Origin of the sequence: Amycolatopsis sp. NPDC050768 (genome assembly GCF_040654155.1) — a bacterium.
In the GTDB taxonomy this organism is placed as follows: domain Bacteria; phylum Actinomycetota; class Actinomycetes; order Mycobacteriales; family Pseudonocardiaceae; genus Amycolatopsis.
This window is the reverse complement of sequence record NZ_JBFAHL010000002.1, coordinates 421,422-438,222: the sequence shown is the minus strand read 5'-3', so window position 1 is coordinate 438,222 and position 16,801 is coordinate 421,422. Positions and strand designations below refer to the sequence as shown.

18 protein-coding genes are annotated in these 16,801 nt (G+C 69.4%); 15 read left to right on the top strand and 3 right to left on the bottom strand.

The genetic code is table 11. The features are described 5' to 3' along the window. Positions 1–82: 82 nt before the first annotated feature. The 6 genes from AB0H62_RS09295 to AB0H62_RS09270 all read left to right on the top strand — a co-directional run bounded on the left by AB0H62_RS09295 (position 83) and on the right by AB0H62_RS09270 (position 5,695). Positions 83–727 carry a TetR family transcriptional regulator gene (locus AB0H62_RS09295; RefSeq protein WP_360585154.1) on the top strand — a complete coding sequence of 215 codons (645 nt, stop codon included), beginning with the start codon at positions 83–85 and terminating at the stop codon, positions 725–727. A 138-nt stretch (positions 728–865) separates the two neighbouring features. Continuing rightward, positions 866–2,254, top strand: coding sequence for a trigger factor (gene tig, locus AB0H62_RS09290; RefSeq protein ID WP_220242919.1), 1,389 nt, complete (start codon positions 866–868; stop codon positions 2,252–2,254). Positions 2,255–2,395: 141 nt separating this feature from the next. After that, positions 2,396–2,995, top strand: a complete 600-nt coding sequence (locus AB0H62_RS09285) for an ATP-dependent Clp protease proteolytic subunit (protein ID WP_220242918.1) — start codon at positions 2,396–2,398, stop codon at positions 2,993–2,995. Positions 2,996–3,020: 25 nt separating this feature from the next. Next, positions 3,021–3,674: an ATP-dependent Clp protease proteolytic subunit gene (locus AB0H62_RS09280; RefSeq protein ID WP_220242917.1), complete on the top strand. Its 654-nt coding sequence runs from the start codon at positions 3,021–3,023 to the stop codon at positions 3,672–3,674. A 234-nt stretch (positions 3,675–3,908) separates the two neighbouring features. Beyond that, positions 3,909–5,204, top strand: a complete 1,296-nt coding sequence (gene clpX / locus AB0H62_RS09275; RefSeq protein ID WP_360585151.1) for an ATP-dependent Clp protease ATP-binding subunit ClpX — start codon at positions 3,909–3,911, stop codon at positions 5,202–5,204. A 77-nt stretch (positions 5,205–5,281) separates the two neighbouring features. Next, a complete protein-coding gene (locus AB0H62_RS09270) occupies positions 5,282–5,695 on the top strand; it encodes a hypothetical protein (RefSeq protein ID WP_220242915.1) in 414 nt (137 codons plus the stop codon). A 118-nt stretch (positions 5,696–5,813) separates the two neighbouring features. Here the strand turns inward: AB0H62_RS09270 and AB0H62_RS09265 are convergent, their stop codons facing one another. Continuing rightward, complete coding sequence (locus tag AB0H62_RS09265; protein ID WP_360585149.1) at positions 5,814–6,704, bottom strand: alpha/beta hydrolase-fold protein; 891 nt, start codon at positions 6,702–6,704, stop codon at positions 5,814–5,816. A gap of 307 nt (positions 6,705–7,011) precedes the next feature. On the opposite strand from AB0H62_RS09265, the gene AB0H62_RS09260 reads away from it, so the two are divergent. Then, the gene (locus tag AB0H62_RS09260; protein ID WP_360585147.1) at positions 7,012–8,373 is read left to right on the top strand and encodes a carotenoid oxygenase family protein; all 1,362 of its coding nucleotides are present in this window, start codon (positions 7,012–7,014) and stop codon (positions 8,371–8,373) included. A gap of 10 nt (positions 8,374–8,383) precedes the next feature. Here AB0H62_RS09260 and fdhD read toward each other — a convergent pair whose 3' ends face one another. Next, a complete protein-coding gene (fdhD, locus tag AB0H62_RS09255) occupies positions 8,384–9,208 on the bottom strand; it encodes a formate dehydrogenase accessory sulfurtransferase FdhD (RefSeq protein WP_220242912.1) in 825 nt (274 codons plus the stop codon). A 122-nt stretch (positions 9,209–9,330) separates the two neighbouring features. Between fdhD and AB0H62_RS09250 the strand changes: the two genes are divergently transcribed. From AB0H62_RS09250 to AB0H62_RS09235, 4 genes are all read left to right on the top strand, one after another. After that, the gene (locus tag AB0H62_RS09250) at positions 9,331–10,683 is read left to right on the top strand and encodes an OFA family MFS transporter (RefSeq protein WP_220242911.1); all 1,353 of its coding nucleotides are present in this window, start codon (positions 9,331–9,333) and stop codon (positions 10,681–10,683) included. After that, a complete protein-coding gene (locus tag AB0H62_RS09245) occupies positions 10,683–10,820 on the top strand; it encodes a hypothetical protein (RefSeq protein ID WP_220242910.1) in 138 nt (45 codons plus the stop codon). Before AB0H62_RS09250 ends, AB0H62_RS09245 begins: the two co-directional genes overlap by 1 nt. A gap of 329 nt (positions 10,821–11,149) precedes the next feature. Beyond that, a complete protein-coding gene (locus AB0H62_RS09240; protein WP_255638285.1) occupies positions 11,150–11,683 on the top strand; it encodes a helix-turn-helix domain-containing protein in 534 nt (177 codons plus the stop codon). An 8-nt stretch (positions 11,684–11,691) separates the two neighbouring features. Then, complete coding sequence (locus tag AB0H62_RS09235) at positions 11,692–12,945, top strand: MFS transporter (RefSeq protein ID WP_220242909.1); 1,254 nt, start codon at positions 11,692–11,694, stop codon at positions 12,943–12,945. Here the strand turns inward: AB0H62_RS09235 and AB0H62_RS09230 are convergent. Continuing rightward, positions 12,942–13,610 carry a GntR family transcriptional regulator gene (locus AB0H62_RS09230; RefSeq protein ID WP_360585143.1) on the bottom strand — a complete coding sequence of 223 codons (669 nt, stop codon included), beginning with the start codon at positions 13,608–13,610 and terminating at the stop codon, positions 12,942–12,944. The two genes, AB0H62_RS09235 and AB0H62_RS09230, sit on opposite strands and share 4 nt — an antisense overlap. 69 nt (positions 13,611–13,679) lie before the next feature. Between AB0H62_RS09230 and AB0H62_RS09225 the strand changes: the two genes are divergently transcribed. The 4 genes from AB0H62_RS09225 (at position 13,680) to AB0H62_RS09210 (ending at position 16,801) form a co-directional block, all read left to right on the top strand. Further along, positions 13,680–14,096, top strand: a complete 417-nt coding sequence (locus AB0H62_RS09225) for a VOC family protein (RefSeq protein WP_220242907.1) — start codon at positions 13,680–13,682, stop codon at positions 14,094–14,096. Next, positions 14,093–14,836 carry an SDR family oxidoreductase gene (locus tag AB0H62_RS09220; RefSeq protein WP_220242906.1) on the top strand — a complete coding sequence of 248 codons (744 nt, stop codon included), beginning with the start codon at positions 14,093–14,095 and terminating at the stop codon, positions 14,834–14,836. The genes AB0H62_RS09225 and AB0H62_RS09220 overlap by 4 nt, the downstream gene beginning before the upstream one ends. 69 nt (positions 14,837–14,905) lie before the next feature. After that, positions 14,906–16,336 (top strand): LCP family protein, encoded by a 1,431-nt coding sequence (locus AB0H62_RS09215; RefSeq protein ID WP_360585140.1) that lies wholly within the window; start codon positions 14,906–14,908, stop codon positions 16,334–16,336. Between the two features lie 66 nt (positions 16,337–16,402). After that, complete coding sequence (locus tag AB0H62_RS09210) at positions 16,403–16,801, top strand: VanZ family protein (RefSeq protein WP_220242904.1); 399 nt, start codon at positions 16,403–16,405, stop codon at positions 16,799–16,801.

Here is a 16,801-nt window from a genome sequence, read left to right as displayed (position 1 = left end):
CTCGGTCGATCGCTCCTGGCCAAGCGGTGACAACTTAGACAATCGCACGGGGTTTGTAAATCGGTTTGACACGGATTCAGGGGTGCGTCCTGGTCAGTGGCTGCGCAGGCCGTCGTCGCTGAGCTCACTTCCCGTGAAATCCGGTGTCGCCGAGGAGTCCCCGGGGCGCGTGCGCTCGCGGGAGCGGCTGCTCGCGGCCGCGGCCGAGCTGACGAGCGTCGGCGGCTGGGCGAGCCTCACGATGGGCCGGCTCGCGGCCGACCTCGGTGTGAGCCGCCAGACCGTCTACAACGAGGTGGGCTCCAAGGCCGGGCTGGCCGAGGCCCTCGTGCTGCGCGAGACCGACAAGCTCGCCGGCACCGTCGGGCAGATCGTCGCGCGCCACCCGGGCGAAGCGGCCGAGGGCGTCACCGCCGCGTTCTGCCACATCGTGGCGGCCGCGCGCGTGAACCCGCTGCTCAAGACTGTGCTGGGCGGGCAGGACGGCGACGAGCTGCTGTCGCTCATCACCACGCGTTCGCAGGCCGTGCTGGAGCGCGCCGTGACCGCGGTGACGCCCGTGTTGCGGGCGCAGTACCCGGAGCGCGGGTTGTCGGAAGAGGAGTGGTCCGTCTTCGCCGAGACGTTCGTCCGGCTCCTGCTCAGCCACGTAGTGCAGCCCGGCGGGCCGGTCGAGCGGACGGCCACGAGCGTGCGCTGGGTGCTCGGGCGGATGCTCGACCGCTGATCGGGAGGGGTGTCAGGGTGCCCCCGACCAGGTCCGGTGAGGCCAAGGGCCTAGACTCGGCTGTCCCGGTCGGCAGGTGACCGGGGCCGTCCCGAGGGACAGTCCAACCCCCATTGTTTACCGCTCGAGGAGAAGACCTTGAAGAGCACCGTCGAGCAGCTCAGCCCGACGCGAGTCAAGATCAATGTCGAGGTGCCGTTCGACGAGCTCAAGCCGAACTTCGACCGCGCCTACCGCAAGATCGCCGAACAGGTGCGCATCCCGGGCTTCCGGCCCGGCAAGGCGCCCGCTCGCGTCCTGGAAAGCCGGATCGGCCGTGCGCCGGTGCTCGACGAGGTCGTCAACGAAGCCATCCCGGCCAAGTACATCGAGGCCGTTCGCGCCGGTGAGGTCCGCACGCTGGGCCAGCCGGAGTTCGAGGTGACGAAGCTCGAGGACCGCGACGTCCTGGAGTTCAGCGCCGAGGTCGACGTGCGGCCGGAGATCGCGCTGCCCGACCTCGAGGGCCTCGAGGTGAGCGTTGACGACGTCGAGACCACCGACGCGGAGGTCGACGAGCAGCTCGACGAGCTGCGCGCCCGCTTCGGCACCCTGACCGGTGTCGAGCGCCCCGCCGAGAACGGCGACTTCGTGTCCATCGATCTGTCGGCCACGGTCGACGGAACCGCGGTGGAGGAGGCCTCCACCACCGGCCTGTCCTACGAGATCGGCTCCGGCCAGCTCGTGGACGGCATCGACGAGGCCATCGTCGGTGCGAGCGAGGGTGAGACGAAGACCTTCACCACCAAGCTCGTGGCCGGCGAGTTCGCCGGGCAGGACGCCGAGGTCACCGTCACCATGCAGTCGGTCAAGCAGCGCGAGCTGCCGGAGGCCGACGACGAGTTCGCGCAGCTCGCGAGCGAGTTCGACACGATCGACGAGCTGAAGAGCGACCTTCGCGAGCGTCTCGGCCGCGTCAAGAAGATGCAGCAGGGCGTGCAGGCGCGCGACAAGGTCCTCGACATCCTCCTGGAGCGCACCGAGGTGCCGATCCCGGAGAAGGTGCTCGAGGCCGAGATCGAGAACCGCAAGCACGACGCGGTGCACCCGTTCGACCACGACGAGGCGAAGTTCGCCCAGGCGCTCGAGGCCGAAGGCCGTACTCTGGACGAGTTCAACGCCGAAGTCCAGGAGGAGTCGGAGAAGGCGGTGCGCACCCAGCTGCTGCTGGACACCATCGCCGACAACGAGAAGACCTCCGTCAACGACGGCGAGCTCACCGAGCGCATCATGTACCAGGCCCAGCGCTTCGGTGTCAGCCCGGACGAGTACGTGCAGCGGGCCCAGCAGTCGGGCCAGCTGACCGCGATCTACGCCGACGTGCGCCGCGGCAAGGCGCTGGCGTCGGTGGTCCGGGGCACGACTGTGAAGGACGCCTCGGGCGCCGAGGTCGACCTCACCGAGCTGTTCGGCGCCGACGAGGCTGATGCCCCGGCCGGCGACGAGACGCAGGTCACCGAGGAAGCGGCCGCGACCCCTGCGGAGTGACGCTGTAAGCGAACTTGGGCGGTGTCGGGCATTCCGCACCGCCCGAGTTCGTTAGGGTCGGTTGCAAGATCTCAAGCATCTGAACACGACAGCGGTGGCCGACACGACGAAGGGTCACCGCCGGCGAAAAGGCAGGCAGACGTGAAGCAGCACATGCCCGAGGGGCGGACCGGCACCTCCGGACTCACCCTCACCGACTCGGTGTTCGAGCGGTTGCTCCAGGAGCGCATCGTCGTCCTCGGCTCCGAGGTCAACGACGAGATCGCCAACCGGATCACCGCGCAGCTGTTGCTGCTCGACGCGGACGACGGTGAGTCCGACATCCGGTTCTACATCAACTCGCCGGGTGGCTCGGTCACCGCCGGGTTCGCCATCTACGACACCATGCAGCTGATCCGCCCGGACGTCGCCACGTACGCCATGGGCATGGCGGCCTCGATGGGGCAGTTCCTGCTCTCGTCGGGCACGCCGGGCAAGCGGTACGCGCTCCCGCACGCCAGGATCCTGATGCACCAGCCGTCGGCGGGTGTCGGCGGTACCGCGTCCGACATCGCGATCCAGGCGGATCTGTACAACAAGTGGAAGCAGGAGCTCGCCCGCATCACGGCCGAGCAGACCGGGCAGACCACCGAACAGATCGTCAAGGACGGCGACCGCGACCGCTGGTTCACGGCGCAGGAGGCGAAGGAATACGGCTTCGTCGACCACGTGCTGTCGGCCGGCATCACCTCGAACAACTGAGCGCGAAGCACACAGGAGACCTCTCATGAGCAATTACCGGCTCCCGGGTGACTTCCGGGCTCCGCAGACTCCTCAGTCGCGGTACATCCTGCCGTCGTACGTCGAGCGGACGAGCTACGGCGTCAAGGAGTCCAACCCGTACAACAAGCTGTACGAGGAGCGGACGATCTTCCTCGGCGTGCAGGTGGACGACGCGTCGGCCAACGACGTGATGGCCCAGCTGCTGCACCTCGAGCACGAGGACCCGGACCGCGACATCAGCATCTACATCAACTCCCCGGGTGGGTCGTTCACGTCGCTGATGGCGATCTACGACACCATGCAGTACATCCGCCCGGACATCTCCACGGTGTGCCTCGGCCAGGCCGCTTCGGCCGCCGCGGTGCTGCTGGCGGCCGGCACGCCGGGCAAGCGCATGGCGCTGCCCAACGCGCGCGTGCTGATCCACCAGCCGGCCACCGAGGGCACCTACGGGCAGGTCTCGGACCTGGAGATCCAGGCCAACGAGATCCAGCGCGTGCGCCGCCAGATGGAGGTCATCCTGGCGAAGCACACGAACAAGGAGCCCGACCAGATCAGGGCCGACATCGAGCGGGACAAGATCCTGACCGCCGACGAGGCCAAGGCCTACGGCCTGATCGACGAGGTCCTTCCGTACCGGAAGGCCTCCGCCAACTGATCACGGAACCGGTGCGCGTCGAATCGGCGACACGCACCGGTTCTCTGGTCTAGTGTCGACCTCTGACGTGCCTTCTCCTCACCCGGGTGTTCCCGCTCGCGGCTTCGGACGGGTACCGTCAGTGGCAGTGCGTGAAGCTTCGGCCGGTCGGTGTGAAAGCAGTCGGCGCGGGACCGGAGCGGCAAGACAGTGTCAGGTGCGTACCGCGCACCGGAGGGGACGAGGTCAACGGCCATGGCACGGATCGGTGACGGCGGCGACCTGCTGAAGTGTTCTTTCTGCGGGAAGAGCCAAAAGCAGGTGAAGAAGCTCATTGCCGGCCCCGGGGTCTACATCTGCGATGAGTGCATTGACCTCTGCAACGAGATCATCGAAGAGGAACTGGCCGAAGCCGGCGAGGTGAAGCTCGACGAGCTGCCCAAGCCCGCGGACATCCGCGAGTTCCTCGAGCAGTACATCATCGGCCAGGACGACGCGAAGAAGACGCTCGCGGTCGCGGTGTACAACCACTACAAGCGCATCCAGGCCGACGACAAGGCCGGGCCGAAGGACTCCAAGGACGAGCCCGTCGAGCTGGCGAAGTCCAACATCCTGATGCTCGGGCCGACCGGTACCGGCAAGACCTACCTGGCGCAGACGCTCGCGAAGCTGCTGAACGTGCCGTTCGCCATCGCGGACGCCACGGCGCTGACCGAGGCCGGCTACGTGGGCGAGGACGTCGAGAACATCCTCCTCAAGCTGATCCAGGCCGCCGACTACGACGTGAAGCGCGCCGAGACGGGCATCATCTACATCGACGAGGTCGACAAGATCGCCCGCAAGTCGGAGAACCCGTCGATCACGCGCGACGTGTCGGGCGAGGGCGTGCAGCAGGCGCTGCTGAAGATCCTCGAGGGCACCACGGCGTCGGTGCCGCCCCAGGGCGGGCGCAAGCACCCGCACCAGGAGTTCATCCAGATCGACACCACCAACGTGCTGTTCATCGTGGCCGGTGCGTTCGCGGGGCTCGAGAAGATCATCAACGAGCGCGTCGGCAAGCGCGGCCTCGGCTTCGGCGCGGAGATCCGCACCAAGGCCGAGATCGAGGGCAGCGACGTCTTCTCCGAGACGATGCCCGAGGACCTGATCAAGTTCGGCCTGATCCCGGAGTTCATCGGCCGCCTCCCGGTGGTCGCCACGGTGAACCACCTGGACAAGGATTCGCTGGTCTCGATCCTCACGAAGCCGCGCAACGCCCTGGTGAAGCAGTACAAGAAGCTCTTCGAGATGGACAACGTCGAGCTTGAGTTCACCGACACGGCGCTCGAGGCCATCGCTGACCAGGCCATGCTGCGCGGTACGGGCGCCCGCGGCCTGCGCGCGATCATGGAGGAAGTCCTCCAGCCGGTCATGTACGACATCCCGAGCCGCGACGACGTGGCGAAGGTCGTGATCACCGAGCAGACCGTGCGGGAGAACGTGAACCCCACGATCGTCGCGCGGCAGCCGTCCCGGCGGGCCCGCAGCGAGCGTGGTGAGAAGTCGGCCTGAGCCGTTAGCTGATCGGCTTGAGCCGTTTGCGGGAGTCCGCTGCCAGGCTGTTCGCGGCACGCGCGATAATGGACAGGATGACAACCGTGCCGCTGACCGCAGCCCCAGGGGACAACACCACCGCCTCGGTGTCGGACGAGGATGAGGCCACTTCGCCTCCGCCTGCGTCGACTGATGCGCCGTCGGTGGGCATCGTCGAACTGAGCGAGCGAGTCGTCGCGTCCATCCTGACGCGCTTCCCGTGGCTGTACCGCGCGGGCAACATCATGCTGGCCGTCTTCGCGGTCGTCTGCCTGGTGGCGGTGGGGACGCGGTTGTCGGCGTTGCCGCTGATCCCGTTGCCGTTGTTCGCCTTGGCTTGGTACTTCCTGCGCTTCCTGCGCGTGGCGGAGACCCGTCGGCTGCAACTGCGTTGGGCGCTGCTGACGGCGTTGGCGACGATGGTGGGGTTCTGGTTGATCTCGGTGGTGGCTCGGTGGGTGTCTTCCTGAGGCTCGTGTTGCGCGGCTGAGTGCGGGCGGGCTGGTGACCGGGTTGATCGTGCTGGTGCTGGTGGCGCGGAACTGACTTCAAGGGGGCGTCCGTCGCGTTTGGAGCGTGCCCGCTGCCTCACACCGCGCGCGGCACGTGCTTCCCGACGAAGCTCACAAGGCTCGGCACGACGGAGTGGAAGAACGTGTCGCTGTGGATGCCCTTCGCCGTGTAGCCGACGGCCGGGTGGGTGGCCGCGATGTAGCGGCGGACGCCGGTGATGAAGGAGTCCTCCGTGCCGCACCAGAGGGCCGTGGGGATGCCGCGCAGGGCGGTGAGGTGGCGCAGCGGGTCGAGCGAGGTCCAGTCGGTCTGGCCGGTGAAGATGTCGCGCTTGGCCATCTCGGGCCAGTTCGTGATGAGCGCCGGCGAGATGGCCGCGATGGCCTCCGGCGGTTGACGACGTTCGGCGCGGCGGCGGCCGTAGACCATCGCGCCGAAGCCGCCCATCGAGACGCCGGCGCAGGCGAAGGGCAGGCCGTGCGCGCCGCCGAGGCCGCGGGCCGCGAGCCAGCGCGGGACTTCTTCCAGCAGCATCGCCATGGGGTCGTCGCCGGGGCGGACCTCGTGCCAGTAGTTGTCCCCGCCGTCGACGGCGACGTAGCCGTGCGCGGGCACGGCCTTGCGCGCGACGTCCGTGGCGAGCTGTTTGAGCAGGCCGCTGGGGGCGGCGCTGCGGGCGTTGCCGTGCAGGCCGTGCAGCATGAGGGACATCGGCAGGTCGAGCGGCGGCTTCTTGCTCGGCAGGAAGAGAACGAGGTCGACGTCGCGGCCCCTCGCGGCGGAGTGCACCCGCTCGACGCGCAGCGAACCGACCTGGGTGACCGGTGAGTCGGTGGTGACGCCGAGGACCTGCAACGCCTGACCGAGAGGCGTGAGCCCCGCTGCCGTCGCCGCGGCGAGCCCCGCGACGCCCAGGCCCGCGGCCCCGGCGGCGATCGCGGTGCGACGGCTGACGCGGCCGTTCACGCGGCCTCCGTCCCGGCGACGGCGACGGACGCGCGGCGGGCACTCAGGCTGCCCACGGCGCCCTCGGCCCCGGAAACGGCGCCGCGCACGGCCCGGCGGTCGACCCGTCCGTCCACCTCGGCCTCCGTCCCAGACCACCGCAGGAAACTCCCACCCACCTGGACGCAGCTCACCATCCGCGCGTTGCCTGGCGCCACCGATCATCGTGCAGAGTCCGCGCCCTCGGCGCCAGTCCTGAAAACCCGGCCCTTGCGACCGTTCCATAACTCTGTTATCAATGAATAACACTGTTATGGAAGGATCTCGCATGACCAACAAGTTCCTCGAAGGCAACTTCGCCCCCGTCACCCACGAGCACACCGCCACGCGGCTCGAGGTGACCGGGGAGCTGCCCGACTACCTCGACGGCCGCTACCTGCGCAACGGGCCCAACCCGCTCGCACGGCAGGACCCCGAGAGCTACCACTGGTTCCTCGGCGACGGCATGGTCCACGGCGTCCGCCTGCGGGGCGGGCGGGCCGAGTGGTACCGGAACCGCTGGATCCGCACGCCGCACGTCGCGGGGTTGCTCGGGGAGGGGCCGGAGGCGCCGAACATGGGCATCGGGGCCAACACGAACGTCATCGGGCACGCCGGGCGCACGCTGGCGCTCATCGAGGGCGGCCTGCCGGCGTATGAGCTCACCGAGGAGCTCGACACCGTCGGCGCGTGCGACTTCGACGGGACGCTGCCGGGCGGCTACACGGCCCACCCCAAGCGCGATCCGGGCACGGGCGAGCTGCACGCCGTCACGTACACGTTCGGCCTCGGCAATCGCGTGCGGTACTCGGTCGTCGGCACCGACGGGCGGGCGCGGCGCGTCGTGGACATCGAGGTGACGGGCCGGCCGATGATGCACGATTTCTCGCTCACCGAAAAACACGTCGTCTTCTACGACCTTCCCGTGACCTTCGACGCGAACCAGACGCCGGCCCACGTCGACGTGCCCGACCCGGTCACCGCGCGCTCCGGCCGGGGCGTGAGCTCACTGCCGTACCGCTGGAATCCCGAGTACCCGGCACGCGTCGGCGTGATGCCGCGCGACGGGGACAACGCCGACGTGCGCTGGTTCGACGTCGAGCCGTGCTACGTATTCCACCCGCTCAACGCCTACGACGACGGCGACCGCGTCGTGCTCCACGTCGTACGTCACCCCAAGGTGTTCGACCACGGCGTGCACGGCCCGACCGAAGGCGAGCCGACGTTGGACCGCTGGACCGTCGACCTCACGGCGGGCAAGGTCCTCGAAGAACGGATCGACGAGCACGGGCAGGAGTTCCCGCGCGTCGACGAGCGTCACGTCGGGCGCGCGCACCGCTACGGCTACGCGGTGGCCGTGGACGGGCTCTCGAACCTCACCGGCGCGGTCTACAAGCACGACCTGCGCAACGGAACCGCCCAGCGGCATGGGTTCGGCCCCGGCCGCGTGCCCGGCGAGTTCGTGTTCGTTCCGTCCCGTGTGGACGCTGCCGAGGACGAAGGCGTGCTCATGGGTTTCGTCTTCGACGCGGCCACCCAGCGCAGCGACCTGACGCTGCTCGACGCGGGAACGCTCGAGCCTGTCGCGGCCGTGCACTTGCCCGACCGCGTGCCCCACGGCTTCCACGGCAACTGGGTGCCGATCGGCTAGACCGAACGGCCTACGTCAGCACCCGCTGATCGCCCGTGTAGAGGTTCATGCTGTCGCCACGCAGGAAACCGATGAGCGTCATCCCGTTCTCCTCGGCCAGCTCAGCGGCCAAAGAGGACGGAGCGGACACGGCGGCGAGCAGACCGATCCCGGCCATCGCCGCTTTCTGCACCAGCTCGAACGAGGCACGGCCGGAGACCAGCAGCCCACAGTCGGGCGCGGGGATCCGGCCGGCCTGCAAGGCCCACCCGAGCACCTTGTCCACGGCGTTGTGCCGCCCGACGTCCTCGCGCACGACCTCGAGCTCACCGTCCTGAGTGAACAGTGCGGCCGCGTGCAGCCCGCCGGTGGACTTGAACACCTTCTGCTGTTCCCGCAACGTGTCCGGGAGCTTCACCAGCACGTCGGTCTTCACCTCGAACGGCGAGTCCGCGGGGGAGAAGCGGCTCTTCAGCTTCACGGCGTCGAGCGCGGCCTTGCCGCAGACGCCGCACGAGGATGTGGTGTAGAAGTTGCGCTCCACACCGACGTCCGGAGGTGCCACTCCGGGCGCGAGTGTCACGTCGAGCACGTTGTAGGTGTTGCGGCCCTGGTCGTCGACGCCGTCGCAGTAGCGCGCGGCCGCGATGTCCTCACGGGAGCCGAGCACGCCCTCCGACAACAGGAAGCCGTGGGCCAGCTCGACATCGTGACCCGGAGTGCGCATCGTCACAGCGAGTGCTTTGCCGCCGACGCGGATCTCCAACGGCTCTTCGGCCGCCAGTGAGTCGGGGCGACGACGTTCGCCGGTCGAGGAAATCCTCCGCACCGGCCGTCGCACGGTCACCCTGCCCATCTGTCCACCTTTCAGCGGCCTGTGAAGACGTGCGCAGACGATCTACGACACCCAGCCGATGCAACGTCGGGGAATAAGTAATACATTCCCACCATCACCTCACAGTTCGGAGGAGTCTGACGATGGCCCTCGGCTTCCTGGCCCGCTCTCGTATCGTCGCACCGCCTGGCTGGACCCGTTGGCTGGTCCCTCCCGCGGCGTTGTCGATCCATCTCTCGATCGGTCAAGCCTACGCGTGGAGCGTGTTCAAAACTCCGCTCGAGAAGACCATGCACCTCTCGGGCACGGAGTCCGGGCTGCCGTTCCAGTTGGGCATCGTGATGCTCGGCCTCTCGGCCGCGTTCGGCGGCACGCTCGTGGAGAAGAACGGCCCGCGCTGGGCCATGTTCGTGGCGACGATCTGCTTCGGCACCGGCTTCCTCGTGGCGGCGCTCGGCGTGGCCACCGGGCAGTTCTGGCTCGTGGTCGTGGGCTACGGCGGGATCGGCGGCATCGGCCTCGGGATCGGCTACATCTCACCCGTGTCGACGCTGATCAAGTGGTTCCCCGACCGGCCCGGCATGGCCACGGGCATCGCGATCATGGGCTTCGGCGGCGGCGCGCTCATCGCATCGCCGTGGTCCTCGGCGATGCTCGGCTCGGCACCGACCACGAGCGACATCGCGGTCGCGTTCCTGATCCACGGTGTCGTGTACGCGGTGTTCATGACGATGGGCGTGCTGCTCGTGCGAGTGCCGGCCGACGGGTGGAAGCCCGCGGGCTGGGAGCCCAAGGCTCAGGAGACCAAGAAGCTCATCTCCACGCACAACGTCTCGGCCGCCAACGCGCTCAAGACGCCGCAGTTCTGGTGCCTGTGGATCGTGCTGTGCCTCAACGTGACCGCGGGCATCGGCATCCTGGAGAAGGCCGCGCCGATGATCTCGGACTTCTTCAAGGGCACCTCGGCGCCGGTCAGCACGGCGGCCGCCGCCGGTTTCGTCGCGATGCTCTCGCTCACCAACATGCTGGGCCGGTTCGTCTGGTCGTCGGTCTCGGATGCGGTGGGGCGCAAGAACATCTACCGCTTCTACCTCGGCGTCGGCGCGGTGCTGTACCTGGTCATCGCGCTGACCACGAACTCGTCGAAGCTGCTGTTCGTGCTGTGCGCGATGCTGATCCTCTCCTTCTACGGCGGCGGTTTCTCGACGCTGCCGGCGTACCTGAAGGACCTGTTCGGCAACTACCAGGTCGGCGCGATCCACGGCCGGCTGCTCACCGCGTGGTCGGTCGCCGGCGTTCTCGGGCCGCTGATCGTCGACGGCATCGCCGACAGCGAGAAGTCCGCGGGCAAGAGTGGTCCGGACCTCTACGCGACGTCGTTCTACATCATGATCGCGCTGCTCGTGGTCGGCTTCATCGCCAACGAGTTCGTGCGGCCGGTCAAGGCGAAGTTCCACGAGCCCGTGGCGAGCACCCAGGTGGGGAGTGAGGCGTGATGAGCACACCGGACGTGGAAGGCCGCTCGGGCGGGCGCACCTTGCTGCTCGTGGTCGCCTGGCTGTGGGTGCTGGTGCCGTTCGTGTACGGCGTTTACGAGCTGATCCTGAAGGTCATCGATCTGTTCAGCAGCTGATGGCCCGCTGATCGGGATTACCCGGGTCTGCTGAGGAGCGCGACCACCGGTGCACGACGTGCCGGCGGTCGCGCTCTTTTCGCTCCGCCGGCGGCTGCTCGACGGACAGCCGTGATGAGCAACGTCTACTCAGGATCGCCCGGGAACCGTCCGCACATACTGAGGCCCGTGCGACGACCGCAGGTTGTGCCGTGGTTGCCCTGCCACGCTGAAGTTGGCGCCGTGACGCGGGCATGTCCATGGTGTCCCTCGGCGGCCGCGATCATCGTAACGGCTTCGTCCGGAAAGGCGCTGGACAAATGGTCAAGAGTCGTTGACCATTGGCTCTCGTGACTGGGGACGACTACGTTCCGCCCTCCGACAGCGTCGAGGTGCGGACTACCGAACAACTGCGCGCTGTGAACAACCTGGTGCGCCACCGCGTGCTCGCGGTGCTGCGCGACGGGCCCGCGACGATCACGCAGATCGCCGCGCGCTTGGATCTGGCGAAAGGGAGCTCGAGCTACCACGTGCGCGTGCTGGAGCGCGCCGGGCTCATCCACGTGGTCCGCACTCGCAAGGTGCGCGGCGTGGTGGAGCGGTACTACGGGATGGTTGCGCGGACGATCGAGCTGCCGGATCCCGCGCCGGGGCAGCGAGACGTGCTGATGCAGCACGCGATCGACGACCTGGCGACCGCGCCTGACGGGTCGCCGCGGCTGGTGCGGCTGAAGCACCTGCGGCTGAGCGAGGCCCGGTTCGCAGAGTTCGAGCAGCGGCTGGGCGAGCTCCTCGACGAGATGCACGCGGCACGCGAACCCGCCGAGCCCGCGGCGACGATCGCGGTGGCGTTCTTCCGGCCTGGTGAGGGGGCGGCGCGGTGACTGCGGTGATGAGTGTCTTTCGCCGTTCGGGTGCGGCGCCCAAGATGCCGCCCGCCTTCGCGCGGCTGTGGACGGCGGCGACGGTATCCGGGTTGGGGGATGGGGCGTACGCGGCGGCGTTGCCGTTGTTCGCCGTGGCGCTGAGCAAAGATCCCGTCGTGATCAGCCTGGTGTCGGTGGCGATGCTGCTGCCGCACCTGGTGGTGGGGCTGGTGGCGGGCGCGCTGGTGGACCGGTGGGACCGGCGGCGCACGATGTGGCTCGCCGATCTGTGGCAGGCGGGGTTGCTGGTGCTCGCGGTCGTGGCGGGGGCGGTCGGGGCGCTGGGGATCCCGGCGTTGCTGATACTGGCGTTCCTGCTCGGCGCGGGGCAGCTGTTCTTCGACGTGGCCTCGCAGGCCTACCTGCCGGATCTGCTCGGGCGCGACCAGACGTTGCTGCGCCGCGCCAATGGACGCCTGCGCGGCGCGTCGACGGCGGCCGGGCAGTTCGCGGGGCCGCCGGTGGGCAGCTTCCTGTTCTCGCTCGCGCGGACGGTGCCGTTCGTGGTCGACGCCGTGTCGTTCGTAGCGAGTGCGCTGCTGATCCGGACGTTGCCGTCGACGCCGGTGCCCGAGCGCGTCGAGGGCCGCAGTGTGTGGGCGGAGGCGCAGGAGGGGTTCCGGTACGTCGTCCGGGACCGGCTGCTGCTCGGCCTGGCGTTGCGGCCGGCGGTCGGCAACCTGGCGTTCGGTGCGGTGGGTGCGGTGCTGGTGTTGTTCGCGCAGGACACCCTGGGCCTGTCCGCCCTCGGCTACGGCTTCCTGCTCGCCGCCGACGCCGTCGGCGGGGTGCTGGGTGCGATGGTCGTGGCGGGACCGCTCGAGAAGCTGCTGGGCACGGGCACGGCGCTCACTCTGACGGCCGTCGTGGAGGGCGGGTCGATCCTCGTCTTCGGACTCGCGGACAGCCCGTGGCTCGCCGGCGCCATGTTCGCCCTCTGCGGCTGCGGCATGGCGACCACCATGGTGCTCGGCTGGTCGCTGCGCCAGGTGATCGTCCCGGGCCGGCTCATGGGCCGGGTCGCCGCGGCCTCCCGCCTGGTCGCGACGTCGGCCGGCCCCCTCGGCGCGCTGCTGGGCGGCTGGCTCGCCTCGGCGGCGGGCCTGCGCACCCCGTACTTCGCCGCCGCGGCGGTCCTGCTGACGATGACCGTGGTGACGATGAGCATGACCAGCAACGCCAAGGTGAAAGCCGCGTTGGCGTCTACAGTGGACGGTTAGAGCTCCGCCAGCAGCCGGCGCCGCGCGGAGTCCACGTGGTCGGTGGCGACGCGGTCCAGTTCGGCCGCGTCGCCGTCGCGGATGAGGGCCGCCAGTTCGCGGTGTTCGGCGACGACGTGGGAGCGGTACTGCGAGCTGCCCAGGGACACCCGCTGCAGCTGGAACAAGAACACCTGCGAACGCACCGCCTCCCACGCCTCCGTCAGGCGACGGTTGCCCGCGGCGGCGTAGACGCGGTCGTGGAAAGCGATGTCCAGCGCCAGCAACTGGGGGCCGTCCGCGCCGGAGGCGACCGCGGAAGACAGCGCCGCGACGAGGTCGTCCAGCGCGGCCAGATCGTCCACAGAGGACCGCGCCCGAGCCGTGACCGCGGCCAGGCGGTCGAGGGCCGCGCGCACGGAATACACCTCTTCGACGTCCACCGCGGTTACCTCGACGACCGTGGTCGGGCGGTGCCAGCCGCCGCGGACGAGGCCTTCGCGGGTGAGCAGGGCGAGGCCCTCGCGCACCGAGCCGCGGCTGACCTCCAGCGACGCGGCGAGCTCGACCTCACGCAGGGGCGCGCCGGGTGGGAAGTGCCCGGCGAAGATCGCGTCGCGCACGCGGTCGGCGGCTTCCTCGGCGAGGCCGCGGCGCGCCGCTTTCCGCAACGGTGTGGCGTCCATCGGTCAATGTTGACATTCGGACATGGGCACTTCAAGGTGAGGGGGCCACCGTGAGCCGAAGGAGAGCCCATGCGCCCCGCGTTCCACCTCGCCATCCCGGTCGACGACCTCGCCCGTGCCCGCGCCTTCTACGGCGGGGTGCTGGGGCTGGCGGAGGGCCGGTCGGCGGACGCGTGGGTGGACTGGGACTTCCGCGGCCACCAGGTGGTCACGCACGTGGTGCCCGGCGCGAAAGCCGAGGCCGGTCGCAACCCCGTGGACGGCCACGACGTGCCCGTGCCCCACTTCGGCCTGGTCCTCGACGTCGACTCCTTCCACGAGCTCGCCGGTCGCCTGCGCGGCGCCGGCACGGAGTTCGTGATCGAGCCGTACCAGCGCTTCGCGGGCGAGCCGGGGGAGCAGTGGACGATGTTCCTGCACGACCCGGCCGGCAACGCCCTGGAGTTCAAGGCGTTCCGCGACGAAGCGCAGCTGTTCGCGAAGTGAACGTCCTCGTCACCGGCGGCTCCCGCGGCATCGGCCGCGCGATCGCCCACGCCTTCGCCGCCCGGGGTGACCGGGTGGCCGTCCACTATGGATCGAACGCCGCGGCCGCCGAGGAGACACTGGCCGCGCTCCCGGGCGGCGGCCACGTGCTGATCGGCGGCGACCTCGGCGATCCCGAAGCGGCGCAACGGATCGCGGACACGGCCGAGGAGCAGCTCGGCGGCGTCGACGTGCTCGTGAACAACGCGGCCGTCGGCACCACACCCGAGACGTCGACGCCCGTCGCGACCGTCGGCTACGCGCACTGGCAGGAAGTCTGGCGCCGCACGCTGGATGTCAACCTGATGGGTGCCGCCAACATCTCGTTCCACGTCGCGCGCCACCTCATCGCGCGGAAAGCGCCGGGACGGATCGTGAACGTCGGCTCGCGCGGCGCGTTCCGCGGTGAACCCGAGCACCCCGCGTACGGCGCGAGCAAGGCCGCGCTGCACGCGCTCGGCCAGTCGCTCGCGATCGAGCTGGCGCCGCACGGGATCTCGGTCACGTCGGTGGCGCCCGGGTTCACCGCGACCGAACGCGTCGCGCACCGGATCACCGACGCCGTGCGGGAGCAGAGCCCGTTCGGCCGGGTGGCGGAGCCGGAGGAGATCGCCAACGCGGTCGTCTACCTGGCCTCGGCCGAGGCGACTTGGGCCTCGGGCGCGATCCTCGACCTGAACGGCGCGTCGTACCTGCGCTGAAATGTGAACGCTGAAATGTGAACTGGGTCACGCGTGCAGCAGAACCGGTACGCGAGGCGTCGGTAGGGCGTGCGGATCGCAGGAAAGATCGTCGTCTCGGTGCTGGCGCTCGTGGTGTTCACCGGCACGGCTTACGGCTACTCCACATTGAGCTCACTCGACGACGTCAAGCGCAGCAGCGTGATCGACGCCGGCGACGAGCCGGCACCCGGTGAACAGCCGGCCGACGGCTCGCTCGACATCCTGCTGGTCGGCCGCGACTCGCGCACTGACGACCAGGGCAACCCGCTCTCGCCCGACGTGCTGCGTGAACTGCGCGCGGGCGCCAACGGCGACGACCTTACCGACACCCTCATCGTGTTGCGCATCCCCAACGGCACGCAGACGGTGAAGGCCTTCTCGATTCCGCGCGACTCGTACGTGACACTGCCCGGCGGCGACAAGGGCAAGATCAACGCCGCGTACGGACACGGAAAGGCCCTGGAGGTCTCGAAACTGCACGCCGCGGGCGAGACCGACAAGACCAAGATCGAGCAGGAGTCGCTCACCGCCGCGCGCCGCGCCACGCGGCAAGCGGTGGAGGACCTCACAGGCGTGAAGATCGACCACTTCGCCGAGGTCAACCTGCTGAGCTTCTACGACATCAGCAACGCCGTCGGCGGCGTCGAGGTCTGCCTCAACAATGCGACGTCAGACCGCAACTCGGGTGCGAACTTCCCGGCGGGGCCGCAGAAGATCTCGGGCGCGGACGCGCTGGCCTTCGTCCGCCAGCGCGACGGCGTCAAGGGCACCGACTTCGGCCGCATGCGCCGGCAGCAGGTGTTCCTCGCTTCGCTGGCGCACCAGGTGCTTTCGGCCGGCACGCTCGCCAATCCGGGCAGGCTCGGCGCGCTCATCGACGCCGTGAAGAAGTCCGTGGTCCTCGACGATTCCTGGAACCTGCTCGACTTCATCGGGCAGCTGCGCGGCATTTCCGGCGGTGGCATCCAGTTCACGACGATCCCCGTGGTGAACCCCGACTACCGCTACAGCAAAACGAATCCCCGGGCGACGGCGGTGCAGGTGGATCCTGCACAGGTCAAGGCGTTCGCGGCGAGCCTGATCGGCGCACCGCCTGCTTCTCCGGCGAAGCAGGCCGGCTTCGTGGTGGACGTCTCCAACGCGGGCGGCACGAGCGGCCTCGCCCAGCGCGTCTCGGATGTGGTGAAGGGCAACGGTTTCACTCCGGGCACCACCGGCAACGCCACCGCGCGCCGCACCTCATTGGTCCGGTACGGCGCCGCGCTGGCCACCCAGGGCCAGGCGGTGGCGAAGCTCCTGGGGGGCCTCGCCACCGCCGAGTCGCCCGACGTCCCGGCCGGCCACATCGAGGTCACCCTCGGCCAGGTCTACTCCGGCCCGGGCGCGTCCCCCGGCGGCAACCCCACCGGCGGCGGCGCCGGCGCGGGGGGCTCGGGTGACACTCCGATCACGGGCGCGGGGAACAACTGCGTGGACTGACCGGCACCGGACCTGGTCGGCGTGTCGGGGCGGTGGTGCCGCGGAACGGGCTGGTTGACTGGACCGATGCGATCCTGGGCCCGCTGGCTGCTCGCCGCCGCCGTTCTGGTGGTGCTCGCCATCACGCTCCGGCCTGGGCACCTCAGCCCGCCCGAGAACCTCAATCTGGTCCCGTTCGCGGGGATCGTCGACGAGGCCCGCAACGCCAACGGCCGCCTCGGGCTGATCAACAACGCCGGCAATATCGCGTTGTTCGTGCCACTGGGGTTCCTGGCGACCGTGGTCACGCGCCGGAAAGCCGCCGTGATCGCGGCGCTGGCGGGATTCTCGGCAGCGATCGAGATCGTGCAGTACTTCGTGGGCCGCAGCGCCGACGTCGACGACCTGCTGCTGAACACCCTCGGCGCGGCACTCGGCGTGCTGCTCGCCGCCACAGCCCGGTCACGCCGGAAAACCCCCGCGTGA